We start from the raw sequence: 26333 nt of genomic DNA, 5'->3' as shown, positions 1-26333 counted from the left end.
GCGGAGGTCGGCCGAAACGGGGCAAACCGGCTGGACGAACCGGACGATCATCGCCGTCGGCCGACCCCGAGGCGGCCGACCAGGAAAGCCCGCCCCCGCCTGAGGCCCGCCCCGCCTGCGACGGCCCTCGCCCACCCCTCGGGGTCCCGCTGCCCGGCCGACGTCAGCATCTGCGCTCAGCCTCCACTCGAACGCCTCCGCCTCCAGCGAACCAGCCAGGACGAACCCGGGTGGGCCCGGGTGGGCCTGGGTGGGCCCGAGTGGGCCCGGGTCATCGCCGACATGGCCCGAGCGACCGGGTCCTCCGCGCCGACGCGGCATCGCGCACGCCATCCGGAGAAGACCCGAAGCCCTACTCACCCTCCGTACACCGGTTGGCGCCCCACCCAGCAGGAAGGTCGGACCGCGGTCCCTGTCGGGGCGCACGAACCGGCGCCTTCGTGGAGGCGAGGCGGGGTAAGTTGCCCGACGCTGATGCGTACGGGATCTCCTTCGACGAGCCGTCCACCTCGGCTCCGACGAGCCGTCCGCCTCGGCTGTGCCCGGCAGCCCCTCCCGTGCGCCGGTCCGCGGCAACCGGAGCATGCCGTCGAGGCGGGCGGCCTCCGGTCGCGACGGGTGGCGGTCGGGGCCGTAGCGCCAGGCTCATACGGCGTAGCTGCGCGTAACCAGTCACGGCGGAGCCGACGTCGGCGCGGGTGTCGTCGACGATGTCGGCCGGTGGCGGCCACGGTCAGGTGGTTGCCGTGGTCGTGCCGGGGTACCCGGCTGGATTCGCGTCCACATAGAGGAGGGACATGGACGGCGTGGCCGCTCCCGGCGCAGGAGACATACCCATGCTTGGGCAGTTGGCGCTCTCCGGAAACCTGCTGTCCGAAGTTCTGGAGAACATGGCGGAGTCCGCCCTCGTGGTGGATGACGATGGCCTGATCGTCGCGGCCAACGGCGCAGCCCGGAGCTTGCTGGGCAGAGACGACGCGGAACTCATCGGTCAGGACTCTCATGACCTGTTGCACCGGGACAACCACGGGCATCTCATGCCCCGCAGCCGTTGCCAGATGAGGAGGGCGCTCCTCACCAGGGACACCAGGCATGGCGACGCCGAGTGGTTCGTTCGCGGGGACGGTGCCGTCATCCAGTTGTCCTGGCTGGTCACGCCTTACACAGTGGCGCCGGGAGTGACGGGAGCGCTGGTACTGCTGCACACGTCGAGACAGGAGGAGTCGCAGCGAAGTGATGACGGCTACTGTGCGCCGCTGACGGAACTGGATCGCCTGGCCCTGCTGGCGGAGACGACCACGCGGCTCACGTCCACCCTCGACGTGGATGAGGCATTGCACCGACTGGCGGCCCTGACCGTGCCCCGGCTGGCGGACTGGGCCGTGTTCGACCTCCTCACCGAGCGCGACGAAGTGCGACGTGTGCTGGTGATGGAGCACAAGGACGGCGTTCTGGTCGAGCGGGGAGACCTGCAAGGCCCGATGCCCCCGGTACCGGAAGAGTCCCCCATGCCCCTGTCGCGGGCCCTGCGTGGCGCCTCCTCCTCCCTTGCCGGCCCCGCCACCTATCAGGGTCTGCCCGATTCGGGCATCGCGGTCGAGCAGCAGCGCTTGTTCACCGAGACGGGCATGCACTCCGCCGTCATCGCGCCCATCAGAGGCCTGCGCGACGTACTCGGTGCCCTGACCCTGGGCCGCGCACAGCGTCATGACGCCTTTACCCCCGCCGACCTGCCGCTGCTGGAGGACATCACCCGCCGGGCAGGCCTGGCACTGGACAATGCGCGGCTGTACCAGCGCCAGCGCAAAGTCGCCGAGACCATGCAACGCCACCTGTTGCCACAGCTCCCCGCCCTGCCAGGTCTGGAGATGACCGCGCGGTACGTGCCCGCTCCGGACGCCTCGTCCGTGGGCGGTGACTGGTATGACGCCTTCGCTCTGGCCGCTCAGGCCCACGCACTGGTCATCGGTGATGTCGTCGGGCACGATCTCGACGCGGCCGCCGGCATGGCGCAGCTCCGCAACATGCTGCGTGCGTTCGCCTGGTCCCAACCCGATGCCGCTCCCAGCGCCGTCGTCGCACGGCTGGACGAGGCCGTGATGCACATCGCCGAGGTACCCATGGCGACCATGATCCTCGCCAGGCTCACGCTCGGCGACGACGGACTGTGGCGCCTGCGCTGGACGAACGCCGGACACCCCCCGCCCCTCCTGGTCACCCACGACGGTCGGGCCCGCTACCTCGACGAAGCACACGGCATACTGCTCGGGACGGGGGTCACCAGACCTCGCCCCGACGCCGTCAGCGTCCTGCCACCGCAGGCCACACTCCTGCTCTACACCGACGGACTCGTCGAATCCCCGCACAGATCCATCGACCACGGGCTGGACCGGCTACGCCGACACGCGGCCTCGCTCGCCCACCGCCCCGTCGACTCCTTCTGCGATTCTCTGCTGGACCAGGTCCGCCCCGGCGACAACGACGATGACGTCGCCATGATCGCGCTACGCACGCCCCCTGCCACACCGGAGTGACGGCGCGGGTCACCTCCTGCGGTGCCGTGATCCGCCACGGCGCAGCGCCGTCACCTGCGACGGGTCTCGCCGGACGTTCCGGTCGTGCTCGACGTGGGAGCGGCATGCGACGGCTCCGCGCGTCGCGCCTGGTGGCGGGGCGCCCGCCGAACCCGCGACCGCCTGTCTTCGTACCGCGAGTCGTGGCGGCCGACACCGCCGCAGGAGGCTTCTCCCGGAACGGCACGCATGCGAAGGCCGGTTCACAAGCCGGAGCACCGCATTCGTCCCGGCCTGGACCAGGTCTGACGTCGGTTCGAAAGAGCGGCCACCCGCCTGCCCGTGACGACGTGGGCAGAGTGGTTGCCACTGGCGAGTCGTCCACCGCTCCCGCCCACCACGAGCCGGGTACGCTCAGCTCGTCGCCCCAGATCGACGCGGTTCCGCGCCGGCGCTTGTCACCACGGCCCTACCGACCAGGTCACCCAGGGCCGCCGACACCTCCGTCACCACGGGCTGCGGCGACGCGGCGCCCGGTCGTCCCGGCCGCCGCCACCTGGACCGGCCCGGCGCCGACGGCGCGGCCGGCCACCGTTCGCGGCATCCGCGTCGCGATCAACGCCCGCATCACCGGGCCGCTGTCCTCCAAGCCCACCTGAACCACCCGATGCCCCTGAAGGAAGAACCCATGTCCACCGCCCCGCTCGCCTCCGTGCTCTTCGTCTGCGTCCACAACGCCGGCCGCTCGCAGATGGCCGCCGGCTTCCTCCACCACCTCGCGGGCGACCGGGTCGAGGTCCGCTCCGCCGGATCCGTCCCCGGCGACCAGGTCAACCCGGCCGCCGTCGCGGCCATGAAGGAAGTCGGCATCGACATCGCCGACGCCAGGCCGAAGAGCCTCACCATCGAGGCCGTCCAGGCATCCGACTACGTCATCACCATGGGCTGCGGCGACGCCTGCCCCGTCTTCCCCGGCAAGAGATACCTCGACTGGGCCCTCGAGGACCCGGCCGGCAAGGACGTCGAGTCCGTACGCCCCATCCGCGACGAGATCAAGACCCGCATCCAGACCCTGATCGCCGAGATCGAGGCCACGCAGGAAACCTGATCAGCGGGACCGGCGGAGCCACCGTGCGCGTCGTCGTCATTTCGCCCTCTGCACCGTCCGCTTCCAGGTCGGCCAGTACCTGCGCGTAGCGTCCGAGCCGCAACTCGGTATCGCAGCGGTCCTCGGGCCACGGCGGCCCTCGGACCGTCGAGCCGGGTCGCTACGGGTTCGGCGGTCGACGGACACGGCCCGGCCGTCTTCCAAGGCCGGTCCAACGAGGAACTCTGCGCAGTCCGACGCCATCGCCCTGGGTCGGCGTCACATCTTCGGCTTGCACCCTGAACCGGTCCCGGCGGCACTACGCGACCCGCGGCGGCCTCCCCCACCGGACCGAACGGCTCTCTGCCGCCTGATCACATCCCCTGGGGTACGGCCGCATCGGCGTCCGTCTCGTCGGCCAGAAGGATTGCCGTGCTGATGCGTTTGCCGACCGGTTCGCGGTGGACTTCGAAGCTGTGGCACACCGCCATGACAATCTCCAGACCGTGCTGACCGACCCGTCCAGGATCCGGCGCCGGTGTCACCGGCAGTGTCGTGTTGCTGTCCCACACGGTCACCTCGAGGGCCCTCCCCCTGGCCTCCAGCGTCAGCAGGCACGGGCCCGGAGCGTACTTGCGGGCGTTGGTCACCAGCTCGCTCACCACGAGCTGAACCATGCCCGTCAGCTCCACCGACACGGGCAGACCGTGCCCAGTCCGCAACGACGTGAGGAAGTCCCGGGCCATGTCACGGGCAGCGGCGATCTCCTCGCTGCCCTCGAACGCCGCGGAAACCGATATCGGATGTGCCACAAGCGGCTGCTGACCCCCGTCCTGCCCGACCAGGTTCATACAGTCCGCCTCATCGCCGGCGCCAGCTTCCCAGCCCACCTTCCCCTGAAACATCACCACAGGCCTCGCAGATCGGCGGAACGAACAGTTACCGCCACTGGTCCGATGTTATGTCGGGATGAGCACGGCCACTTACCTGGTTCCCTGTCGGCCGCGCCACGGGTGATGCGGCGGTCGGGGCGACGCGGGCGGGATCGTCGCTGTGCTGGATGCGATCCCGGGCCGGACGAGCAGGACAGGAAGGGGGCCTGGCCGACGGCAGTTCGACACCGCCTTCGCGCCGAACGACGGACCGGCCGGCGAGGGCCACGACCGCGGGGTCCGAGGTGGCTGCGGTCGCCGTCGCGGGTCAGGACGATCAGATCGGCGCCTTCGTGGTTTTCACGGCTCCCGGGTCACGCGGCTCCCTGGGTCGATGCGGCCGGTGCCCTCCGGTCGGGCACGGGGGCGTCCCGTTCTCCGGCCGCGCCGGACAGCGGCTGTTCGGCGGAGGTGACAGCCAGCTGTTCCAGGCGGGTGGCGGAATCGCTTCCGGCCGGCCACGGTCGGCAGCCAGGCGAACGTGCCGTGCGCGACGCCGGGGGTGTCGGTCGGGATGACGAGCGGCAGGACGATCTCCGCGCCTTCGGGCGCGTGGATGGGCGCGGCGTCCGCACAGGCGGGCCACGTGCCTTCGACAGCCCGCCGACCGCGAACGCCGACAGGGTGGTCAGGTGGGGACACCGCCAGCAGTCGGCCGTGACCGACAGGTGCGCCTACGCGTGCACCTGCGGCTTGCGCCGTACCCCGGGCGCGTGGCGGTGGCGAAGGTCACCGGAGCCAGCGGCACCACCGCGGCATCCGCACCGCAGCAAGCACCGCCGGGATCACCGAAGGCGGGACGAACACCTGAGCCGGGCTCTTCCGCGAGGCGTGCGTACAAGCGGTCGAGGTGGCCGTCCACTCGGGTGAGTTGGTGATTCCGGTGGGGTCGGTGTGCCCTCCGGGGGTATGGGCATCACGTTCGCGTTCACGTTTTCCGAGAGAGTGGTGCCTGACCATGGCCGACGACGCCTTCCTGTTCGTCCTCCCCGAGCGCTGCCCGCGTCTGGGCGCCGCCCTGGCCGCGGTCGGCGAGTTGGAGTGCGCCGAGACTCCCGCGGTCCTGGGCTGGCTGCACGCGCACGGAGTCCCCGCTTCGTCCGAATGCGTCAGAATCGTCCCGTCCGGGTCCGAGGTGCTCATCCCCCAGGACGCGGAGCGTCTACCGGTCCCCCTGAGTGAGGAGGAGATGGTGCGGGTGGAGCACGCGTGTGCGCCCCGGTCCGTGACCGACATCGAGTCCGAGCTGCTCAGCTTTCGGGACACCACCCAGGATTGGCAGTCCCTGGTCCACCGGGCCCTCACCTCCGGGATTCCCGCGCCGCGCATCGCGCAACTCACCGGTCTGGACCCGCAGGACATCCTCCAGGCCGTCGACGGCTGAAGTGCCCTCCGGAGCGGGGGACTCGGGGCGGTGGGGATCACCGGGCTTCCTCCTGGCTCCCCTGGCCGGCGGGCCAGGGAAGCACAGCACTCCGTCGGCTCTCTTCGCGCGAGGGGGCGTCGACCCGTGCCTCGGACATGTGCAGAGCTGCTGCCTGAAATGGCCTAACCGCGTTGGCGACATCGCACCGCACCGCGTCGCCCGCGTCCGCCCGCCCGCCACCCGGCCCGGCCCGGGAACAAAGTGCCGCGTCACCCCTCTCGCACGGCCGTCATGAGCCGTGCGAGCACATAGGTCAGGAGGGCGCCCGCTTCGGGACACCCCTGACGGAGGGGGGTCTCCGGGTCATCGCCGACCGCGACCTGTTTCACAGCCCCGACGACGAGATCGCGTCGGACGACGAAGCCCACACCCCCGGTCCCGGCTCGCGGCCTCGCCGTCGCGACGGCGGCCCAGCGCCGCACGCAGCTCAGGGCCGCCATCACCGCCGTCGTTTGCCACACCCGCGGGCCGGCCGGTCCTGTGCGCGACGCCGCGGTGGAGCGGTCCCGGAAGCTCTCGACGAGCACCGGCCGCCCGCCGGCCGACCGGCGGTGCAGGCCGGTCGGCCGTCGAGGGCCGACGACGTGAGCCGAGGCGGTCGCGCGTTCAGCCCGGATCCGTGCAACCGAACAGGCCCGCGTGTCCCGGGGGCAGTTGGATCAGGATGCGACGCAACAGCGCGTCGTCTGCCATCTCTGCGAGCGTGGGGAGTACGGCGCCCACCGCCTGCTTCGCCTCGGCGAGGTCGTCGTTGCCGCGGTCGGCCACCGCTTCTACGAATGACGTGGGCGTCAGTGGTTCGGTGGCCGGCTCCGTCATGGTCAGCAGCGGTCCGCACTGATGGGGCAGCAGCCCGGCCAGATCGGTGCGGTCGGCGCCCACCAGGTGGGCGCCGAGGACCTCCAGCACGTTCTGGACGGCCCTGGCCGCCTGTTGCGGCCCGGCGTAACCCGCGCGTTCCGCCACCTGGGCAAGGAAGGTGTCCAGATTCCTTTCCATGACGTCTCCCGTCGTGTGTCCGTTCCTGGTGTGGCCCGCGTTCGGCTGTCCGCCATGGTGTCGCGCGGCGACGGCGGCCCTCATGCGGGTGCGCCGACGTGAACCATGCGGTGAACGTTGGTGACGCTGCCGCACCGCGCCTCCAACAGGTCGGCCCGCATCCGCGCGAACCCGGCTCCGAGTTCCGCCCGGCAGTGGTTGCTGAGGCTTTCGCACACCCGGTTGACGAGGGTGCGTTCTTCTTCGTCGGTGTGACGGGCGACGGCCGTGGCCAACTGCTTCAGCCGCCAGTCCCATTCGACGGAGCCGATCTCGCGCACCTGGAGCAGCGCGAGGAGAACCTTGACGGCCTCCCGATGTGCTGCCTCCACGTGTTCGACGGTGTCGGTGTTCTCGAAGGAAGCGAGCACCGGGTGCACCGAGGACTCCTCGGCCTCGCCATGCGCGATCATCAGGTGCGCGAAGTCCCGCAGCGCGGCCTGCCGGTCGGCTTCGACGCTGCGCATCAGGCGGAGCAGATCTTCCAGCGTCCGGTGGTCCTCGAGGATCAGCCCGACGACGTCCTGGGGCGGTGTCATGAGATACGCCTCCTCCCTGGAGTGGGTTCGCCTCCCGCTACCCGATCCATCCGTGAGCAATGCCCTTGATGACCCGTTTGCATCACAAAGCCAGGTCAGGGAGGTTGCAGTGCCGAAGCGCTTGGGCGACGTCAAGTCACCCCGATGGCCTGCGCGGTTGGCGATCACCGGCGCGGGGCATCACGACCGGGTAGGACCAGCCGCGCAAGACGTGCCGCGGCCCGGCCAGACCTCGAGGATGCCGGTTGTCCCAGGAGGGGATGTGATCCGCCATGCGTGCGCATCGGCGTACCCATCGGCGTTCCGTACGCGTGGAGTACCTGCTGCCCGACGAGGCCGCGTCGGCGGGGAGGGCACGGAGGCTGACCACCGTGTTCCTCGCCCGGTCCCGCCACCGAACGGCACAGGTGGACGCCGGGCGCATCGACGACGCGACGCTCATCGTGTCCGAGCTGGTCACCAATGCCACCCGGCACGGCCGCAGCGCCTGCCGTCTGCGTCTTCAGGTGTCGGACGGACGGGTGACCGTGGAGGTCTACGACGCCTGTCCGAACCGGCCCCTCGTACGGGCGTTGACGCCCGACGGCGAGAGCGGGCGAGGCCTGGCCATGGTGCGGTGCCTGGCGGACCGATTCGACGTCACCCCCGTCAGCGGGGGCGGCAAGAGGGTGCGCGCGGTCCTGGCCATCTGACGCAAGGCACCACTCGCGTCGTCGGCGGCCTGGCGCTGGCGCGCAGCACGGGACCCGCGACCGACCACAATAACACAGGGTGAGCAGAATGGGCCGGTCTGCTCACTGAGAGTGAAATCGTGGGATTGTCGCGGTCGCCGGGCGGGTATCAGCCAGGGCACCAGGCGCCACGTCGGGGCGCCCTATTGTTCCGGGAGCGACGATGGCGGCCGTGACCAGCAGGAATCCCGTCCACATGAGCTCGCACGCCGAGCGACATACCACCCGCCCGGGCACCGCGCGTGGGGTCGTGACGGGTGTGGAGGACCTGCCGCCGTCCCTGCCCGAGCCCGGCCACGTGGACCCGTTTGAGGCGCGGGCACTGTCCAAGGCGCTGTTCGCGCGGCTCGAGATGCTGGAAGAGGGCACACCGGAGCACTCGTACGTGCGCAACTCCCTGGTGGAGCTCAATCTCGCCCTGGTGCGTCACGCGGCGGGCCGTACGGGAGTGCGCAGCGAGTCGTACGACGACGTCGTCCAGGTCGGCACCATCGGGCTGATCAAGGCGATCAACCGGTTCGACCCACACCGCGGTGTCGAGTTCCCCGCCTTCGCCATGCCGACCGTCATCGGCGAGATCAAGCGGTACTTCCGTGACGCCACGTGGGCGGTACACGTCCCGCGCCGGCTGAAGGAACTGCGCATCGACCTGACCAAGGCCACAGCGCACCTCGAACAGAGTTACGGCCGCTCCCCGACCGTGCCCGAACTCGCCAGGCACCTGGACCTGGACGAGGACGAGGTCGTCGAGGGACTGGTCGCCGCCGGCGGCTACACCACGTCCTCCCTGGACTTTCCGAGCGGCACCGAGAGCCCCGAGGACACCCTCGCCGACCATGTCGGCTACGCGGACGCGGATCTGGCGATGGTCGAGGACCTACAGGCGCTCAAGCCCCTCATCGCCGCCCTGCCGGACCGCGAGCGCGAGATCCTCGCCCTCCGCTACACCGCCGACATGACCCAGAGCGCCATCGGTGAGGAACTCGGGCTTTCCCAGATGCACGTCTCCCGCATCCTGACACGCACCCTCACCCGGCTCCGCAGGGGCCTGAGCGTCCGGCGGTAGGCCGCAGCTCCCGCCGCTCCGCCCTGGGTCAGCATCGGACGAGCGCTCCCGGGGATGCCGGCGCGGCAACCGGCACCCGGCCCCCGGCACCGGAACTGGGCGCAGGTGGGGACGGGCGGCGTCGAACACACCACAGCGGTCGCCTGTTCGTCGCGAGGCGCGGCTGAGCCAGACCTCGCCTGGCCGGCAGGCGGTCAGGGAGGCGGCCGGGCGTCGAGCGCACGGACGGCTTGCGCGTCGAGGACGGCGGAACCGACCGAGACGGTCGGGCTCCCTGGGCCGTGGGCTGCGGGCTGCGGGCTTTCGCACCGAGCCGAATGCCCCTCTGTCACGGTCCGAGGATCCGGAGTGCCGTGACGGAGGTCAGCGCGCCGGTGCCGAGGACCGTGCCGTCTCGACACTGCGGCCTTTCCAGTCCAGACAGACAACGGCGGCGTCGGCGGCGAGTTCCCTGCTGCCGAAGTGCTCCATCAGACCGGAGACCATGGCCCGTGCCGCCTCGTGCGGGGGCTCCAGTCGTGTGGCGCTGAGCGTTTGCCGCAGGGCTCGCTCCCCGAAGGATCCACCGTCGGCGGCACGTGCGCTGTGCACGCCGCTGCTGACCGCGATCAGCCGGTCGCCCGGTTCGACCTGGAACGTCTGCTCCTCGTAAAGGGTTTCCTCGAACATGCCCAGCGGGAACTGTGCTTCGAGTTCGATCTGCTCGATCGTGTCGCCGCGCTGGCGGTAGAGGTGGGGTGAGCCGGCGTCGACGGCCCGCACGACGCCGGAGTCCAGGTCGAACCTCAGCAGCAGGGTCGAGGCGTACGCCTTGCCGCCGTACTGGGCGAAGACGGCCTGGTCGGCGAGGCAGGCCTGGTCGGCGAGCCCGATACCGGCGCGGCGTGCGTTGCGAAGGGCGCTGACGGCGAGGCTGGTGAGCAGGGAAGCGTCTACCCCCTGGCCCATACCGTCGGTGACGGTGAGGGTGAGGTGGTCGGCGTTGGTCGACCAGTCGAAGTTGTCTCCGCCGATCGCGTAGGCGGGCTCCAGGTGGGCGCCGATGACGTACTCCTGGCGGGCGCAGCCACGGCCGGGCAGAAGCTGCCACTGCATCTCGGCGGCGAGGGTGAGGCGCCGGGTGCGGCGGGCCTGAAGGTACAGGTCGGTGTCGCGATCGGCGGTGGTGACCTCGTGGCCCAGGGCGGTGGCGAAGTCGGTGAGCCGGAGCACGGCGGCGGGGTCGGTCGCGCTGCCGGGCAGACGGACGGACAGTACGCCCAGCCGGTCGCCGCGGACGGTGATGGGCAGGTGAACGAGGTTGGCGGGTGTGGCGCCGTCGGTGACTTCGACGACCGGAGTCTGGCTGACGAAGGCCTGTCCGGCGGGTCCGTCGTGGGCGGGTACCGGGTCGCCGGTGTGCGGCAGGTCGGTGACCGGCTGAAGCACGCTCAGCCCATAGTCGGCCAGAAACAAGGTCACCTCCTCGGCACCGACGCGGTCGGCCAGGAGGCGGCGGGCGGTGGCGACCAGCTCGTGGGGCGCGGTGGCGCGAAGTTCGCCTTCGGCGGACGGCACCGGTTCAGAAGTGTTCACGGCCCCCACTCTCTCTCCTTGTCGCCTTCACGTCATCCTTGGGATCCGCTTCCTGGACCCGCGGCACGAACGACGGACGCATTCGCCCATTCCCTCCGGGGGGATGGGCACGAGTACGGCACGCCGGCCTGGACGTCCTGTGCCGGGCTCGTGGGCAGCTCGGGGATGGTGGGGCAGGCAGCGGGCAGGCGCCGCCGGCGCCATCCGAGTCGTACGGCAGGGGGTCGGGCAGCGACTCGGCCGCCACATTCTGGACGCGTGGAGAGAAGGCGCTCCGGGCCCTGCTCGACCGGATGCCGCTCGCACAGCGGACCGCCCTTCGGCAAGGGCTCGAGGCGTGCTGTGACACGGTGGCAGCGCGGGTGCGCGACGCCGCACAGGACTCCGGCAACCAGGCCACCTCGGCGGCCCGCCGCGACCCCGGATCCGCCGCCCCCGGTCGGCGCCCGCGATCAGCGAAGGGGGCGGCCTCCGCCCACCGGAACACCAGATACCTCCCCATGCACGTGCCACCTCCCCTTTCTTGCTTCCTCGTCATAGTTGTCCACGGGCAACTGTTGCCATGGCGGGCCCACTTCGAAACCCGGATACCCCACATCCCGCTAGCCCGCGTACCGCTGGGCAACCGCCGACGGCAGGCCGTGGACCGGCCTGCGCCACAGGTGCGGTTACCGAGGGGGCGGGTGGGCACCCGGAGACCGGGCGGGCGGGTGCAGGAGGTGGAACGGCCGCTTCGGTGCCGGTCCTCCTCGTACGGAACCGGTCGCCACGCCCTCAGTGCAAGCGACGGCAGCAGCGTGCGTTCGACCGTCATTCGCCCCGGCAGCGTGCTGGCGATCAGGAGGACATCAGCCGTCCGGGTGCCGGTGCCGGTCGCCGGTGCCGGGCGAAGCGTACGTCCTGCCGGAACGGCGCGCATCGGCGGCCCGCAACGGACCGGACGTCCGAGCCCGGACCGGGGCGCCGACGGGCGATGGGCGCCGTCCGACCACCGGTCACCGCTGGTGACTGTGTGATCGGAGACAAATCGGGCAAGCGGAGAAATACAGGCACCGAACAGTACGGGAGGTAACCACTGTGCGTGCCATTGAGGCGGAACACAGCGTGCGTGGAGACAAGCCGACATCAGCGGAACGTGCACGACAGATGACACGCGACTTTCTGTCCGGGATCGCTCCCCAGGATTCCGCCGAGGTGGATGCCGCGCTGATCGTCGTTTCGGAGTTGGTGACCAACGCCATCCAGCACGCCGGCGGGGTCACCGCCTTTCGACTGAGGGCAGCCGCGAAGACCCTGACGATCTGTGTCGACGACACGAGTCGCGAACAGCCGCGCACGCGCCACTCCCGCCCCTGGGAGCCGGGAGGGTTCGGATGGCCGCTCGTGCAGCGACTGTCGAAAGCCGTACGCGTGGAGACGCGCCCGGACGGCAAGACGGTGCGCGCGGTCCTCCTGCTGGCTCATTGACGCCGGCAGAGGCGTCGGAGCCAGAGGGCACGAAAGCCAGCGGTGGTCGGACCGGTGCAGGGGCATCGTCTCGAGACCTAGGGGGCGCACGGCCTGACCGGGCCGCATCGTCCATCGCCCCTGGGACGGCTACGAGCGGCTGCGACCACGACCGCACGGGTCGGCAAGATCCTCATGGCGCGGTCGTCCGACGCGGACCTGCGCGTCCGCATGCCTGCCAAGGCCCGCGACCTCGATGAGCAGTTCGGCCGTCTCAACCCCTCCACGACAGCCTTCGGCACGCGGCCGTCTGCGATCATGAGCCGATCGTCGACTGCCACGCCTTCGAGCAAGCGGTCGGCCATGTGCCCACACCGTCCACCGCCCCAGGCGGATCACCCCACTGATCGCTCGTATCCCTGCGGTGCCCGACCGGCGCCGTACCCAGCACGCGAACTCACGTCGGTGCCCGCCAGGTCCCGCTCGTGACCCGCTGCCCCAAGCCGCTCACCGCGCCGGCGGCCGGCCACATCGAGGCGAAGGCTTCGAGGTCCGCAACGCGATCCGCGATCAGCCCGGAATCGTACGGCGACCTCGCCGCCGGCCGGACGTCCCGGCCCGCAACAACTGGCGGCGTCGCACGCCGCCTCGACACCCGCGATGCCGACGCCGTGGCCCTCGGCCCCCGCGTGCGGATGCCGCCCCTCGATGCGATTCCCGCCGCCGAAGCCGTCGTCGCTGTGCCGTCGCACCACCTCGACCGCCGCTTCCTGGCAGGCGCTGACCGCACTCGGCGCCCACAGCTCCTGCCCCGGCACCGGCGCACCGTCCCGGAGCTGAGGCCGTGTTCTCCCCGGTGCGTTCTACCGGGTACGGCACACGGGTCACTCACGGCATCACGACCCGGCGGCGAGGCCGGCACCGTCCAGGCCGCGCAGTTGAACTTATGACCACAAAGGCATCTGCCAGAGTCTGCTCGGGAAGGGAGTCAGCATGAAGACCCTCCGAACGGCGACCATGACCGTCGGTGTGCTCGTGGGTGCTGCGGTTACCAGCCGACGAGTTTGCCCCTCCGGCAAGTCAGTGAGCCCGCCGATCTGACTGCTCCGCCGGGTGCCCGCCCGCACCAGAGGTTCCCAGCCTGGGCGTGCCAGCACGCCGAGTGGACTACGCGCGGGGTGGCCCGCGGCACGGGCATGGAGACGATACGCGTCGCACTGCCCGAGGGCGCCGCGGAAGGCCTCGAGCAGGCTCTCGCGCCCACGGCGGACCGGTCCTGGTCGATCTGGTGACCGCCCCCACGCGCTGTCGATTCCGCCGGCCATCTCAGCCGGCCAGGTGAAGGGGTTCGCGTTCGCGGCGGGTCGGACCGCGCTCGATGGAGGCGTCGACAACATGCTCGACCTTGCCGCGCCCACCTGCGTCGCGTCCCGCGCCCCTGATACCCGTCACCCCCGTTCACCACATCTATCCAAGGAGTGCCGTGACATCGACCAGCCCAGCCCGTGCCCGAGGAACGGCCCTGCTCGCCGATCCCCTGCTCAACAAGGGGACCGCCTTCAGTCCGCAGGAGCGGGCCGAACTCGGTCTGGACGGGTTGTTGCCGCCGGTGACGGAGACGCTCGAGGACCAGGCGGACCGTGCGTACGAGGCGTTCCTCGCGTACGACAAGCCACTCAACCGGCACATCTACCTGCGGCAGCTCCAGGACACCAACGAGGTCCTCTTCTACCACCTGCTCACCCGGCACCTGGAGGAGATGCTGCCCATCGTCTACACGCCGACGGTCGGCGACGCCTGCCGCCGTTTCAGCGCGCTCTACCGCAGGCCGCGCGGCCTCTTCCTGACGTACGAGGACCGGCATCGCTTCCGCGAGATCCTGCGCAACCGCCCGGGCCGCGAGATCGACGTCATCGTCGTCACCGACGGTCAGCGCATCCTGGGTCTGGGCGACCAGGGCGTGGGCGGCATGGGCATCCCGATCGGCAAGCTCAGCCTTTACACCGCCATCGGCGGCATCCACCCCGCGCGCACCCTCCCGATCCTGCTCGACGTGGGTACCGACAACGAGGACCTGCTGGCCAGCAAGCACTACCTCGGCCGCAGGCAGCACCGCATCACCGGTGCCGCGTACGACGAAACGGTGGAGGCGTTCGTCTCCGCGGTGGAGGCCGAACTGCCCGGGACCCTCTTGCAGTGGGAGGACTTCGCCACCGCCCACGCCCGGCCGATCCTCAGCCGCTACCAGGACCGCCTGCTGACCTTCAACGACGACATCCAGGGCACCGCGGCGGTGGCGCTCGGCGCACTGAGCACCGCCACGAAGGTCGCCGGATCCCCGCTGACCGACCACCGCATCGTGGTTCTCGGCGCGGGATCGGCGGCAATCGGCGTCGCCGACATGATCCGCACCGCACTCGTCGACGAGGGTCTTTCCGAGCAGCAGGCGGCCGACCGCTTCTGGTTCGTCGACGTCGACGGTCTGCTGGTGCGCTCCCGCACCGACCTCACATCGGAGCAGCGGGTCTACGCGCGCGACGACGCGGAGGTACGGGAGTGGGGCGCGGGTGCGCCGGGTCTGGCGCGGGTCGTGGGCGAGGTGAAGCCGACGGTGCTGATCGGTTTGTCGACGGCGCACGGCGCGTTCACCGAGGAGATCGTGCGGACGATGGCCGGCGCCTGTGACCGGCCGGTGATCCTCCCCCTGTCCAACCCCACCTCGCATGCCGAGGCCGACCCCGCCGACCTCGCCCGCTGGACCGACGGCAGGGCGCTGATCGCCGCCGGTTCGCCCTTCCCGCCGCTGAAGCTGGACGGGCGCGAGGTGCCGGTCGCGCAGGCCAACAACGTCTACGTCTTCCCCGCCGTCGGGCTGGCCGTGGCCGCCTGCCGGGCCTCGCGGGTGACCGACCGCATGATGGTGGCTGCGGCGCGGGCCGTCGGGGAGTGCGCGGTGCGGGCAGGCTCCGAGGAGGCGACCCCGCTGCTGCCGCCACTGGCGGGTATGCGGGACGCGGCCCGTGAGATCGCGCTGGCCGTGGCCAGGACCGCGGTCGAGGACGGCGTCGCCCCCGAGGCCACCGAGGCCGACCTGCGTGCCGCGATCACGGGGGCGCAGTGGACACCCCGGTACGCGTCCTGAGTTCTCTCTCTGAGCCGAGGGCACGCTCTCCCTACCACGGCACGGTCGGCGTCGGCACGCTCTCCGTCGCCCTCATCCGGTCGTGCTCGGTCGGGGTGCGACCCATGGGCGGGTCGGTGGCCACGTCGCCGACGGTGAAGATGCCGAACCGCACCGCCCTCAGCCCTTCATTGGTTGATGCGCCAACTACTGGTCGCCATGCGCCCTTCGGCGCAGTTCCATTCCACCCTCGCGGCCCCGACGATCAGCGCACGGAAGGGGAGAGCAGAGCCCACCGGTGCCCGACCCGGCCTTCCGACTCGCGATGCGCCACCGTACGGTGACCACACGTGGTCGACATGTCATCCACCGTCCTCTCTGTTGGATGACGCGTCAACGAGCCGCCGACCCGGCCACGAGGCGTCCCACCGAGTGGGTTCGCCGCGCGACTTGCCTCTCTTCACGCGCCGAGCCCCCGACAGCATCGGCCCGTCCATGGAAAACGACCCCCAGCGCCAGGACGACACCGCTCCCGCCGCGCACAGGGCGTCTGACGGGAACGCGAGAGGACCGGTCGCCGCAGGGCCTGACGACCACTCAGAACAACTTTCCGTCGAAGCGCATCAACAGCTGTCGTGACCTGATGGAGTGATGCCAGACCCCCGCGCAGCCGAGATTTCCGCGGTCCGGACTCTTGCCGTACCGACAACCCGTCATTAGTCTCCGCAAACAGCTGTCGAAGCGCTTCGACAACGGGTGCGACCGTGGTGCCGGTGTCGGCGCCTCGGCTGCGACGCACCTGGGAGGGTGGCTTCCGCGATCGACCGCGGCGAGGCGGCCAGTCACCGCGGCCCGGACCCGCCGCGGCCATCCGGCCGAAGTCCGTCCCCGACGAAAGGAATGGATGCATGTCAGGCCGACATCCGGCGGGCAGGACCGTCGCCAACCCCGTCATCCCCGGCTTCCACCCGGATCCGAGCGTCTGCCGCGTGGGCGACGACTACTACCTGGCGTGCTCCAGCTTCGAGTACTTCCCCGGCATTCCGCTCTTCCACAGTCGCGACCTGGTGCACTGGACGCAGATCGGCAATGCCCTACAACGGCCGAGCCAACTGAGCCTCCCCGCCGACACGCCGTCGTCCGCCGGGATCTACGCGCCGACGTTGCGCCACCACGACGGCCGGTTCTGGCTGATCGTCACCAACGTCAGTGACGGCGGCGGCAACCAGCTGTTCACCGCCACCGACCCGGCCGGGCCCTGGTCCGACCCGGTCCGGCTGGCCGGCGTCCCCGGCATCGATCCCGATCTCGCCTGGGACGAGGAAGGCACCTGCTGGTGCACGGTCGCCGGCGTCCAGCAGGTCCGCATCGACCCGCACACCGGGAAGACGTTCGGCCCGCCTCACCGGATCTGGTCCGGTACACCCGGCGCCAAAGCCCCGGAGGCACCGCACCTGTACCGGATCGGCGACTACTGGTACCTGCTCATCGCCGAAGGGGGCACCGAGCGCGGCCACGGCGTCTCGGTCGCCCGCGGCCGTACCCCCGCCGGCCCCTTCGAGCCGTGCCCGGCCAACCCGATCCTGACACACCGCGGTCTCGATCACCCCGTCCAGAACACCGGCCACGCCGACCTGGTGCAGGCACCCGACGGTTCGTGGTGGATGGTGCTGCTCGGCGTCCGACCGGGGGGCGGCACCCCCGGCTGGCACGTGCTGGGCCGGGAGACCTTCCTGGCCCCGGTGACGTGGGTGGACGACTGGCCCGTGGTCGGCGACCTGTCACCCGCCATGGCCGCGCCGCCCTGGCCGCTCCACCCGGGCCCTGACGTACCGCACCGGGACGACTTCGATCTCGACGATCTACGGCCGGGGTGGATCTCACCGCGCGATCGCTCCACCGAGCACTGCACGACGAAGGAGCGCGCGGGGTGCCTGACCCTGCACGCCCGCGGAAGCTCTCCGGACGACCTCGACATCGTTCTCGTCGGCCGGCGCCAACAGCACCTGTCGTGCCGGGCGCGCGCGCTGGTCGACCCCGCGGAGGGACGCGGCGGTCTGGCGGTCCGGCTCGACGAGGAGCACCACTACGAGATCGAGGTGGGCTCCGCCGAGGTGCGGGTCATCGCCCGTATCGGCCCGCTGCGCTCCGTGGTGGTGGCCCGGTCGGTGCCCGTCGGACCCGTGGTCCTCGGCGTCGACGTGACCCCCACGCGCACGCCCCGCGACGCGCGCTCCGGTCCCGACACCCTTTCCTTCGGCATCGAGGAACCGGACGGCACGTTCACCGTGCTCACCGACCTCGACGGCCGGTACCTGTCCACCGAAGTGGCCGGCGGCTTCACCGGCCGGGTCATCGGCATGTACGCCGCGTCCGGCACCGTCCACTTCGACTGGTTCGACTACGAACCGCTCGACCAGTGACTCACGGAGTACCGATTCGATCGACGGAAGGAAACGGGACATGACATACCTACGGCCTGCCGCACCGGTCCGGGGACGTGGACCGGGGCGAGTCGCGAGCCTCCTGCTCGCCCTCCTCGCCGCGGTCGGCCTCACCGCCGGCACCGCGATCGCGGCACCCCGCTCGCAGAGCGCGTCCCCGGCCGCGGCAGCCGCGGTCCCCGAGAACGCCATGGCCACCGTGGCCGCGATGCAGCCCGGCTGGAATGTGGGCAACGCCCTCGACGCCATCCCCGACGAGACGTCCTGGGGCAACCCGGCCACCAGCAAGGCGATGTTCGACACCGTCAAGGCGCAGGGCTTCCGCAGCGTCCGCATTCCCGTCACCTGGGGCAACCACCAGTCCACGACGGCGCCTTACACCATCGACCCGGCGTTCATGAGCCGGGTCAAGCAGGTGGTCGACTGGGCGCTGGCCGACGATCTCCACGTCGTGCTCAACGTCCATCACGACTCGTGGCAGTGGATCGACAGGATGGCCACGGACCACGACCAGGTGCTGGCCCGCTACAACGCGACCTGGGACCAGATCGCCACCGTGTTCCGGGACGAGCCCCGCAAGCTTCTGTTCGAGAGCGTCAACGAACCGGTCTTCGACCATGCCACCGACGCCCAGAAGGTACAGCTGCTGGGCGAGTTGAACACCTCGTTCCACAGGATCGTGCGCCAGACGGGCGGCCAGAACGCCACCCGCCTCCTCGTCCTGCCGACGCAGGGCTCGTCACCGGACACCCAGCAGGTCATGGACGAACTGGCCGCCACGATCAGCTCGTTGCGCGACCCCAACCTGGTCGCCACCGTGCACTACTACGGCTTTTGGCCGTTCAGCGTGAACATCGCCGGTTACACCACGTTCAACGCGGAGGTGCAGAGGTACCTGACGGACACCTTCGCCCGGATGCACGACACGTTCACGGCCAAGGGCGTCCCCGTCTACCTCGGCGAGTACGGTCTGCTCGCCTATCCCGACTACACCAAGCCCACCGACATCGTCGAGCGGGGTGAGGCACTCAAGTACTTCGAGGCGCTCGGATACGCGGCGCGGGTCAACGGGGTCACCACCGCCCTGTGGGACGCCGGGTCGTTCCTGAACCGCAACACGTTGCAGTGGCGCTACCCCGCCCTGTCCGCCCAGGTCAAGTCGAGCTGGACCACTCGCTCGGGGACGGCCTCCTCGGACCGGGTCTTCGTGCCGAAGGCCGGTGCGATCACGGCCAAGACCCTCACGCTCAACCTGAACGGCACCAGCTTCCAGGGGCTGTGGCAGGGCGACACGCGGCTCGTCGCCGGCCGCGACTACACGGTCTCGGGCACTCGGCTCACACTGACGGCGACCGCACTCACCCGGCTGACCGGCAACCGCGCCTACGGGGTCAACGCGACGCTCCAGGCCAGGTTCTCCACCGGGGTCCCCTGGCAGATCGACGTGATCACCTACGGCACGCCGGTGCTGTCGAACGCGACCGGAACTACCGGCTTCTTCGCCCTCCCCACCCGGTTCCGGGGTGACACGCTGGCGACCATGGAGGCCAAGTACGCCGACGGCGCCAACGCCGGTCCCGCCGACTGGACCTCCTACCAGCAGTTCGACACCGCGTTCACGCCGAACTACGGCGGCAGCACCATCACCCTCGCTCCCGCGTTCCTCAATGCGCTCAGGGACGGCGCGCCGGTGACACTCACCTTCCACTTCTGGAGCGGCGCCACCGTGACGTACAAGGTGAACAAGTCGGGAAGCTCGGTGACGGGCACGACCTCCTGACCGGGCGGCAACGGCACGGCAAAGGGTCCCCGGGATCCACCAGTGGGTCCCCGCGCCCCACCTGTCCACCACAACTGCTGCATCAGGACCAGCGGTTCCGCACCGATGACCCGGCTCGCCCGTGGGGTCACCGCCGGAGGACGAACGGCTTCCGATGCCCCCGAGAGCCGTGAAGAAACCGCGTACATCGGCTGTGTGTTCCGTCGTTCACCGGGCATCAGGAGTCACGGAGGTTGATAACTATGGTTCCCCTGCTTCTTGTTCTCCTGCTGGCTCTGATCCTCTTCGGCGCGGGTTTCGCGCTGAAGGCACTGTGGTGGATCGCGATCATCGTGCTGGTCGTCTGGCTGCTGGGCTTCGTCATGCGTTCCGCGGACACAGGCGGTCGCAAGGGCCGCTGGTACCGCTGGTGACCCGCTGAACAGCAGTCCACTGTGGGCCCCGGGAACCTCCCGGGGCCCACCGGCATTTCCCGTACCAGAACGCGTCTTCGGGCAAACGGTGTCACCATCAGCCTGCTCGGGTCCCCGGCCCCACTCCGGTGCCTGGTGGAGCAGCGGAACCTGCGCCTCCCCCCACCGGACGGCTCCACCCTCCACCCTCGTGCCGGTCCGAGCCTGGCGCGTTCGTCCCCGCCTCGTCACGGTGCCGCCCGCGCAGGCGGGGCACGGAACAGGGCCTCTCCTCACAGGGCCTCACCCCGAGATGGCGGGGAGAGCCCTGTCGAGGAGACGGCGGGGAGAGGCCCTGTCGAGGCACCTGCCCGCCGGGCCCCGGTCGGCGCCAGCGTCACGCCCGGCCGTCAGGGCAGGCTGGGCGCGGCCACGTCGCGGCTGGGCTTTCATCCACCCTTCGCAGTCCTGGGTGTCCCGCCGTGCCACCGTCTGTGCCACGGGTCACGGGATCTGTTCCGCACAGCCGTTCCGGCGCATGCGACCGGGGATGTGGGGCAGAATCGTGTGCGCACAGTCCTGATCCGGGGCATGCGTGAGCGCAGTCGAGGGGACCGTGGCCGACATTCCGAAAGCAGACCGGCCGACCGGGCTCTCCATCGAGCAACGTGTGGTCGACGGCATCCGTGTCGTGGCCGTACGCGGTGAGATCGACCACGACGTCAAGAACGTGCTCAGCGAAGCACTGTTGTCCGAGGACGACGCGACGGCGCCACCGCTGCGGATCGTCGTGGACTTCAGCGGCGTGACCTTCATGGACTCCAGCGGCATCAACGTCCTCGTCGCCGCCCGCCGGGCCGTCGGTGACACCGGGGGATGGCTGCGCATCGCCGGCGCGCAGGCCTCCGTCCTGCACGTCCTGCGCCTCGTCGGACTCGACGGGATCATTCCCTGCCACGCCACCCTCGAGCAGGCCCTGAGCGGGCCCTGAGCGGGCCCTGACCCCCACGTCTCGACAGCGCCGGCGGGTCGACCGGGCCTCTCGTACCTCCCGCCGCGACGCGGTCATCGGCCTGGACGGGCGCAGATGTGAGCGCGGACGCGGGAATGGGCAGCGGAAGGGTCGCGCAGTCAGCCCCTCGGGCTCTCCGCCGTCCCTGGTCGGCGAGGGGCCACCGCCTCTGTGTGATCTTGCGGCGTGCCGGGGCGTCCTGCCGGCCGGGTGCGGGCGGGCGCACGGAGGACCTGGTCCAGCTTCAGAAGAGCGGGTGCGGGTGGCCGATGCCGATGTTTCGGCGTCCGGGAGTCCCGCGCTCCCCGAGGCACGAGGAGCCGGACCGGCCCACCGGCCGCCCGGCCGGCCCACCAGCCGAACGAGGTGTCGGCGGTTCCCACGGCCCGGGCCGACGCTCCCCCGGCCGGGCGCGGGGCTGAGCCCGCAGCGGCCGGTGCTCCAGCCGTGGTCAGACCGCGCACGTATCCGTGTAGTCGTACCCGGGCAACAGCCGTTGCCACCGTGCGCGGTCCACGGGACCCACCACTCGGCACAGGGCGGTGACGCGGTCGGGGATACCGAGATCCCACAGTCGGACGGTGCCGTCGTTGCCGGCGCTGGCGACCGTTCTGCCGTCCGGGCTGTAGGTGACACTCCACACCGCGCGGGTGTGCCCGGTCAGGGTGGCGACAAGCCGTCGCCGCAGGGGATCCCACAACCGTACGGCGCGGTCGTTGCCGCTGCTGGCGAGGGAGCGGCCGTCCGGACTGAAGGCCAGGCCCCGCACCGACCCGGCGTGCTGCCCCAGCAGCCCCGTCATACGGGACCGCGCCGCGTCCCACATCCGGACGACGCCGTCGTTGCCCGAGCTGGCGAGGGTGTGTCCGTCGGGAGCGAAGGCCACGGCGCGTACCGAGCCGCCTTTCGCGTTGAGGACGGCGGCGGGACGGCCGAGCGACACGTTCCACAGCCGGAGGGTGAGGTCGTCGCTGCCGCTGACGACAGTGGCGCTGTCGGCGCTGAAGGCCAGGCAGTTCACGAAGTCGGTGTGACCGGTGAGCACCCGGGCGGGTGCCGCTGCCGGACGGCCCGCGGACGACACCCTCCACAGTCGCACGGTGCGGTCGGCGCCGGCGGAGGCGAGCCACCGGCCGTCCGGACTGAACACCACGGCGAAAACGGCACCGGTATGTCCGGTGAGCACGACGGGTCGGCCCTCTCGTGCCGCGACGGGCCACAGCCGTACCGTGCGGTCGGCGCCGGCCGAGGCGAGCCACCGGCCGTCCGGACTGAACACCACGGCGTAGGCGGCGCCGCTGTGACCGGTCAGCAAGCGGATGCGGGTGCGGCGGGCCACCTCCCAGAGCTGGACGGCGCCGTCCGTCGCCGCTGAGGCGAGCAATCGCCCGTCAGGACTGAAGGCGGCCTTCCACAGCTCGCTGACCGGGTAGGCGCCGAGCGTGTGACCGGTGAGGTCCCACAGGGCCACGGTCCCGTCGAAGCCCGCGGTGGCCAGCACGTCGCCGTGGGCCGCGACGGCGACGGCCATCACGTAGTCGGTGTGACCGGAGAGGGAGTCAACCGCGCGGCGGGTCCGGACGTCCCAGCGGACGATCGTGCCGTCGCCGCCCGCGGAGACCACCATGTGGCCGCCGGGTCCGAAGGCCAGCCCGTTCACGTCGTCGTCGTGGCCCGCGAGAACGGCCGTCTGACGGCGGGCCGCCGGGTCCCACAGCCGTACCGCGCGGTCCGCGCCGCCGGTGGCGAGCACCCGGCCGTCGGGGCTGAAGGCCACGGCGAGGACATCGCCTCTGTGGCCGCCCAGGACGGCGGTGCTCCGGCGGGTCCGCGGGTTCCACAGCCGTACGGTGCGATCGACGCCCGCGCTGGCCAGCGAGGAGCCGTCAGGGGTGTACGCCAGGGCGAGGACGTCGCCGGAATGCCCTTCCAACTGTGCCGTCTGACGCCGCGTCCGCGTGTCCCAGAGGCGCACGGTGCCGTCCCGCCCGGCGGAGGCCAGGGTACGTCCGTCGGACGAGAAGGCCACGGCACGGACCGGCCCCCGATGCCCCGTCAGGACGGCGGTCTGGCGCCGGCCGGACACCGACCACAGCCGGATCGTCGCATCCGAGCCCGCCGAGGCCAGGGCACGCCCGTCAGGAGAGAAGGCCACGGACCGCACGGGCCCCCGGTGTCCGGCGAGCTCCCCCGCGCCGCGGTGGGTGGCGACGTCCCACAGCCGTACGGTGCCATCGGAGCTCGCCGAGGCCAGCAACCGTCGGCCGGGGCCGAAGACCACGCCGTTCACCGGTCCGCGGTGTCCGGTGAGACGGCCGGCGAAGGCGTTGGCCTGCGTGCTGAGCAACGCGCTGCGCGCCTCGAGGGTGGGCGCGGTGCGGTAGGCGGACTCCGCCAGGAGCATGGAGGCCTCCGGCTGGCCGGACGCCAGCTGGGCGGAGCGTGCCGCCATGGCCTGCGAGAGAGCCGTCCTGCGCTGTTCGTCGGCGGCGTTGCGCTGTTGGAGGATGGTCCCGCCGGCGAGGAGCGCCAGGGCGAGCAACACGGTGAGGACGACGACTCCGGTGCGCTGCTGGCGCACCCGGCGCCGCGCGAGGCGCCGCCGCAGGTCCTCCTCGCGCTCCGAGGCGCGCAGGAAGTCGGCCTCCACGGGCGCCAGCGCGCTGTCCCGGCCGCTGGGACCGGCCGCCCATTCCCGGACGGCCGTCAGCCTGGCCCCCCGGTAGAGCAGACTCGGGTCGCGGTTCTCGCGGACCCATTCCCGGGCGGCGGCCCCCAGCTGCTGGTGCAGGAGCAGGTCGGCGCGCGTCGTCCGGATCCAGGTGCGCAGCCTTGGCCACGCCCGCAGCAGCGCCTCGTGCACGATCTCGACGCGGTCGGAGTCCACCGTCAGCAGACGGACCGTCACCAGTGCGTCGAGAGTGGCCTGCGCGGCCGCCGGATCCGGCAGCCCGTCGAGCAGTTCGGATCTGGTGCGCGGGCGCCGGGAGGCCTCGTTGTCCTCACCGACGCGCACCAGTCGCAGCAGCAGTCTGCGGGCAGCGTCCTGCCGGGTGGGAGACAGCACGGCGAACAGACTCTCGGCCGCGGTGGCTACCGAGCCGTGGATCCCACCCGTCGCCAGGTAACCCGCCACGGTCATGGTGGAGTCGGTGCGTCGCTGCCAGGTCTCCCGGAGGGCGTGTCCGAGCAGGGGAAGCACGCCGGGCCGACCGCCCGGGACCGCTGTGTCGGGGCCGCTCCCGCCGGGGGCGGGGATGTCGGCAGCTCCCAGATCACGCAGCAGCAACTCGACCAACCCCGGTTCCAGGGCGGTCCCCGCCGCCAAGGCCGGACGGACTATGCACTCTCGCAGCTCGTCGGTGGTCATCGCGCCCAGGGCGAACAGCCCGTCACTGACTACCGGCACCAGGGGCGGGTACTCCAAGCAGCGTCCTGTGACGTCGGCACGCACCCCCAGCACCACGGCGAACGCCTGCCCAACCGCCTCCGGTTCGTCGTCGCCGCCGGCCAGCGTGGTGAGCGCCTCGATGTAGGACCGGCGTTCCGCCTCGTCGTCGCAGAGGGTGAAGACCTCCTCGAACTGGTCGACGATGAGGACGCAGCCGGGGCGCGGCCGCGCGGTGGGGGCCGCGCGGATCAGGGAGTCGCGGGTGCCGGCCCAGGTACGCAGGACCGCCACCAGCTGTTGCGCTCGTTCGCCTGGCGGGCCGTCGTCGTGCAGGTGGTCCAGCAGGCCGGCGGGCAGTGCGGTACGCAGCGCCTGCCGGAGAGCGGACAGCGGCCTGGCCGTGGGGGTGCACATGGCGATCGTGCCGTCGGAGTCCATCGTGAGGGCGCTGCCGGGGCCGGCGTGGTGCCCGGCGTCCTCACCGGCAGGGAGGACGCCGTGGGACAGGGCGGGGACGAGGCCTGCCCCCAGCAACGAGGACTTCCCCGCTCCGGAGAGCGCGACGACGGCCACCGGCCCCGTGCCCATCCGCTGGGCGAGGCGCCTGACGAGCATGTCGACCGCCCGCTCCCGGCCGAAGAACCGCCCTGCGTCATGCGGACCGAAAGCGGACAGACCGGGATAGGGACAGTCCGCGTCGTCGCCCCGCGCCGACGGTCGCTCCCCCGCGGTCGGCGGCAGCAGGGCGAGCAGGGCTCCGCCGGCCTCCAGGGCTTCGTCGCACAGGCGTGCGACGTCACCGTTGACCGGCTTCCTGCCCGTCTCGATCTTGCTCAGATAACCCTTGCTGTAGTGCGTGGTCCGTGCCATGTCGGCCAGCGACAGGCCGCGCGCCAGGCGCAGCTCGCGAAGCGCCGAGCCGAAAGTCGAATGCTGTGGCCGCCGTCGGGCGGCGCCCGACGTGGGCTCCGACCCGTCGTCCCTGTGGTCCATGAGTGGTGTGCCCCCGAGGCACGGCGCGCGGAGCGCCGTCTTCTGGCGCCGACTGGTCAGGTCGGCGACCGTGCATCTGAGGGATGGTAAACACGGGGCAGGGACAGGCCGTGTCGGTACAGCAGAAAGTGACGAAGGTCACATGATGACGGCCGATCGTCCGGTGTGCGAGGCGCGATGTCCGGTTCGTGACACCGCTCCGTCCGGTACCGCGGGCCCTTGGGCCCGAGTGCCGGAGCGGTGGAGGTGGAGGGTCAGGCGGCGGAACCGGTCAAATTTCCCGTTGCCCGCGCAGTGGGAAACGGCGGCCGTGGCGTCCGCCGTCGGCCGACCGACGTCCCTGGGCCGCGTGGTCGGGCGACTTCGGCCCCGACCACCGCGTCCTCTCACCCCGCGCCGGGGCAGCCTCCACCTGCACTACCCCCAGGGCCCCGGCACGGAAGGCCGCGACGAGCTGGAAGCCGCCTTCACGGCCGCCGGCGTGGCCGACCGCCTGGACCGGCCCTGGGTCCGGCGCGCGCCTGAGCCCGTCCACACAGGCGTACCGCGTGGTGTGCCATGGCCCTGACGGCTCACGGGAAGGCCGTTCCCCGCTCCGGTACCGAGGCACCTCTGGCTGCGCGACGTGCGGCGGCTCACCTCCGGTGGCGCGTACCCGTGCCCCGCAGCCGAGTGGCGGTACGGCCCCGCCGGACACAACACCACATCACGGGGGCCTGCGGGACACCTCGATGGAGGTCCTGTCCGGCCTGAAGCCGACCAGCACCGCTGCTGAGCACTCCGCGGCCATCAGGCAGCGGCCCGCCGTCCGTCTGCCGGTGGACGGACCGGCCTGAGGTGGTGGGCG

17 protein-coding genes are annotated in these 26333 nt (G+C 71.2%); 11 read left to right on the top strand and 6 right to left on the bottom strand.

Annotation, left to right across the window (positions count from 1 at the left end):
- The first annotated feature begins 836 nt into the window (after nt 1-836).
- Nucleotides 837-2534, top strand: a complete 1698-nt coding sequence (locus ACZ5Y0_RS00190; protein WP_469126382.1) for a SpoIIE family protein phosphatase — start codon at nt 837-839, stop codon at nt 2532-2534.
- A 667-nt stretch (nt 2535-3201) separates the two neighbouring features.
- Complete coding sequence (locus ACZ5Y0_RS00185; RefSeq protein WP_469126381.1) at nt 3202-3621, top strand: arsenate reductase ArsC; 420 nt, start codon at nt 3202-3204, stop codon at nt 3619-3621.
- A gap of 353 nt (nt 3622-3974) precedes the next feature.
- On the opposite strand, the gene ACZ5Y0_RS00180 is transcribed toward ACZ5Y0_RS00185, so the two are convergent.
- Nucleotides 3975-4451 (bottom strand): ATP-binding protein, encoded by a 477-nt coding sequence (locus ACZ5Y0_RS00180; protein WP_469126380.1) that lies wholly within the window; start codon nt 4449-4451, stop codon nt 3975-3977.
- A 1039-nt stretch (nt 4452-5490) separates the two neighbouring features.
- Between ACZ5Y0_RS00180 and ACZ5Y0_RS00175 the strand changes: the two genes are divergently transcribed.
- Nucleotides 5491-5916, top strand: a complete 426-nt coding sequence (locus tag ACZ5Y0_RS00175) for a DUF6003 family protein (protein WP_469126379.1) — start codon at nt 5491-5493, stop codon at nt 5914-5916.
- Nucleotides 5917-6564: 648 nt separating this feature from the next.
- On the opposite strand, the gene ACZ5Y0_RS00170 is transcribed toward ACZ5Y0_RS00175, so the two are convergent.
- Complete coding sequence (locus tag ACZ5Y0_RS00170) at nt 6565-6957, bottom strand: DUF2267 domain-containing protein (protein WP_469126378.1); 393 nt, start codon at nt 6955-6957, stop codon at nt 6565-6567.
- Between the two features lie 80 nt (nt 6958-7037).
- Nucleotides 7038-7535: a hemerythrin domain-containing protein gene (locus ACZ5Y0_RS00165; protein WP_469126377.1), complete on the bottom strand. Its 498-nt coding sequence runs from the start codon at nt 7533-7535 to the stop codon at nt 7038-7040.
- Between the two features lie 272 nt (nt 7536-7807).
- Here ACZ5Y0_RS00165 and ACZ5Y0_RS00160 point away from each other — a divergent pair, with 272 nt between their 5' ends.
- Both ACZ5Y0_RS00160 and ACZ5Y0_RS00155 read left to right on the top strand, forming a co-directional pair.
- Nucleotides 7808-8227: an ATP-binding protein gene (locus ACZ5Y0_RS00160; RefSeq protein ID WP_469126376.1), complete on the top strand. Its 420-nt coding sequence runs from the start codon at nt 7808-7810 to the stop codon at nt 8225-8227.
- 235 nt (nt 8228-8462) lie between these two features.
- Entirely contained in the window at nt 8463-9332 is an 870-nt protein-coding gene (locus ACZ5Y0_RS00155; RefSeq protein WP_469126375.1) for a SigB/SigF/SigG family RNA polymerase sigma factor, read from the top strand.
- A 363-nt stretch (nt 9333-9695) separates the two neighbouring features.
- Here ACZ5Y0_RS00155 and ACZ5Y0_RS00150 read toward each other — a convergent pair whose 3' ends face one another.
- Nucleotides 9696-10916 (bottom strand): PP2C family protein-serine/threonine phosphatase, encoded by a 1221-nt coding sequence (locus ACZ5Y0_RS00150; protein ID WP_469126374.1) that lies wholly within the window; start codon nt 10914-10916, stop codon nt 9696-9698.
- Nucleotides 10917-11984: 1068 nt separating this feature from the next.
- On the opposite strand from ACZ5Y0_RS00150, the gene ACZ5Y0_RS00145 reads away from it, so the two are divergent.
- Nucleotides 11985-12374 carry an ATP-binding protein gene (locus ACZ5Y0_RS00145; protein ID WP_469126373.1) on the top strand — a complete coding sequence of 130 codons (390 nt, stop codon included), beginning with the start codon at nt 11985-11987 and terminating at the stop codon, nt 12372-12374.
- 1462 nt (nt 12375-13836) lie between these two features.
- On the top strand, nt 13837-15495 hold the full coding sequence (locus ACZ5Y0_RS00140; RefSeq protein ID WP_469126372.1) for an NAD-dependent malic enzyme: 1659 nt from the start codon (nt 13837-13839) through the stop codon (nt 15493-15495).
- Nucleotides 15496-15526: 31 nt separating this feature from the next.
- Here the strand turns inward: ACZ5Y0_RS00140 and ACZ5Y0_RS00135 are convergent, their stop codons facing one another.
- Nucleotides 15527-15649, bottom strand: coding sequence for a hypothetical protein (locus ACZ5Y0_RS00135; protein WP_469126371.1), 123 nt, complete (start codon nt 15647-15649; stop codon nt 15527-15529).
- Nucleotides 15650-16382: 733 nt separating this feature from the next.
- Here ACZ5Y0_RS00135 and ACZ5Y0_RS00130 point away from each other — a divergent pair.
- From ACZ5Y0_RS00130 to ACZ5Y0_RS00115, 4 genes are all read left to right on the top strand, one after another.
- Complete coding sequence (locus tag ACZ5Y0_RS00130; RefSeq protein ID WP_469126370.1) at nt 16383-17897, top strand: glycoside hydrolase family 43 protein; 1515 nt, start codon at nt 16383-16385, stop codon at nt 17895-17897.
- Between the two features lie 40 nt (nt 17898-17937).
- A complete protein-coding gene (locus ACZ5Y0_RS00125; protein ID WP_469126369.1) occupies nt 17938-19698 on the top strand; it encodes a cellulase family glycosylhydrolase in 1761 nt (586 codons plus the stop codon).
- Between the two features lie 242 nt (nt 19699-19940).
- The gene (locus tag ACZ5Y0_RS00120; RefSeq protein WP_469126368.1) at nt 19941-20111 is read left to right on the top strand and encodes a DUF5670 family protein; all 171 of its coding nucleotides are present in this window, start codon (nt 19941-19943) and stop codon (nt 20109-20111) included.
- A 574-nt stretch (nt 20112-20685) separates the two neighbouring features.
- Nucleotides 20686-21081 carry an STAS domain-containing protein gene (locus tag ACZ5Y0_RS00115; RefSeq protein ID WP_469126367.1) on the top strand — a complete coding sequence of 132 codons (396 nt, stop codon included), beginning with the start codon at nt 20686-20688 and terminating at the stop codon, nt 21079-21081.
- Nucleotides 21082-21553: 472 nt separating this feature from the next.
- On the opposite strand, the gene ACZ5Y0_RS00110 is transcribed toward ACZ5Y0_RS00115, so the two are convergent.
- On the bottom strand, nt 21554-25486 hold the full coding sequence (locus ACZ5Y0_RS00110; protein WP_469126366.1) for an nSTAND1 domain-containing NTPase: 3933 nt from the start codon (nt 25484-25486) through the stop codon (nt 21554-21556).
- Nucleotides 25487-26333: the final 847 nt, after the last annotated feature.

It is taken from the genome of Streptomyces sp. NPDC033216 (assembly GCF_055577115.1).
The sequence above is the reverse complement of the archived record's forward strand: the minus strand, read 5'-3'. Positions and strand labels throughout refer to the sequence as shown.

What these genes read in the sequence shown, in the direction of transcription:
- ACZ5Y0_RS00190 (WP_469126382.1), top strand. Translation starts at nt 837, where the DNA reads ATGCTTGGGCAGTTGGCGCTCTCCGGAAACCTGCTGTCCGAAGTTCTG.
- ACZ5Y0_RS00185 (WP_469126381.1), top strand. Translation starts at nt 3,202, where the DNA reads ATGTCCACCGCCCCGCTCGCCTCCGTGCTCTTCGTCTGCGTCCACAAC.
- ACZ5Y0_RS00180 (WP_469126380.1), bottom strand. Translation starts at nt 4,451, where the DNA reads ATGAACCTGGTCGGGCAGGACGGGGGTCAGCAGCCGCTTGTGGCACAT.
- ACZ5Y0_RS00175 (WP_469126379.1), top strand. Translation starts at nt 5,491, where the DNA reads ATGGCCGACGACGCCTTCCTGTTCGTCCTCCCCGAGCGCTGCCCGCGT.
- ACZ5Y0_RS00170 (WP_469126378.1), bottom strand. Translation starts at nt 6,957, where the DNA reads ATGGAAAGGAATCTGGACACCTTCCTTGCCCAGGTGGCGGAACGCGCG.
- ACZ5Y0_RS00165 (WP_469126377.1), bottom strand. Translation starts at nt 7,535, where the DNA reads ATGACACCGCCCCAGGACGTCGTCGGGCTGATCCTCGAGGACCACCGG.
- ACZ5Y0_RS00160 (WP_469126376.1), top strand. Translation starts at nt 7,808, where the DNA reads ATGCGTGCGCATCGGCGTACCCATCGGCGTTCCGTACGCGTGGAGTAC.
- ACZ5Y0_RS00155 (WP_469126375.1), top strand. Translation starts at nt 8,463, where the DNA reads ATGAGCTCGCACGCCGAGCGACATACCACCCGCCCGGGCACCGCGCGT.
- ACZ5Y0_RS00130 (WP_469126370.1), top strand. Translation starts at nt 16,383, where the DNA reads ATGTCAGGCCGACATCCGGCGGGCAGGACCGTCGCCAACCCCGTCATC.
- ACZ5Y0_RS00125 (WP_469126369.1), top strand. Translation starts at nt 17,938, where the DNA reads ATGACATACCTACGGCCTGCCGCACCGGTCCGGGGACGTGGACCGGGG.
- ACZ5Y0_RS00120 (WP_469126368.1), top strand. Translation starts at nt 19,941, where the DNA reads ATGGTTCCCCTGCTTCTTGTTCTCCTGCTGGCTCTGATCCTCTTCGGC.
- ACZ5Y0_RS00110 (WP_469126366.1), bottom strand. Translation starts at nt 25,486, where the DNA reads ATGGACCACAGGGACGACGGGTCGGAGCCCACGTCGGGCGCCGCCCGA.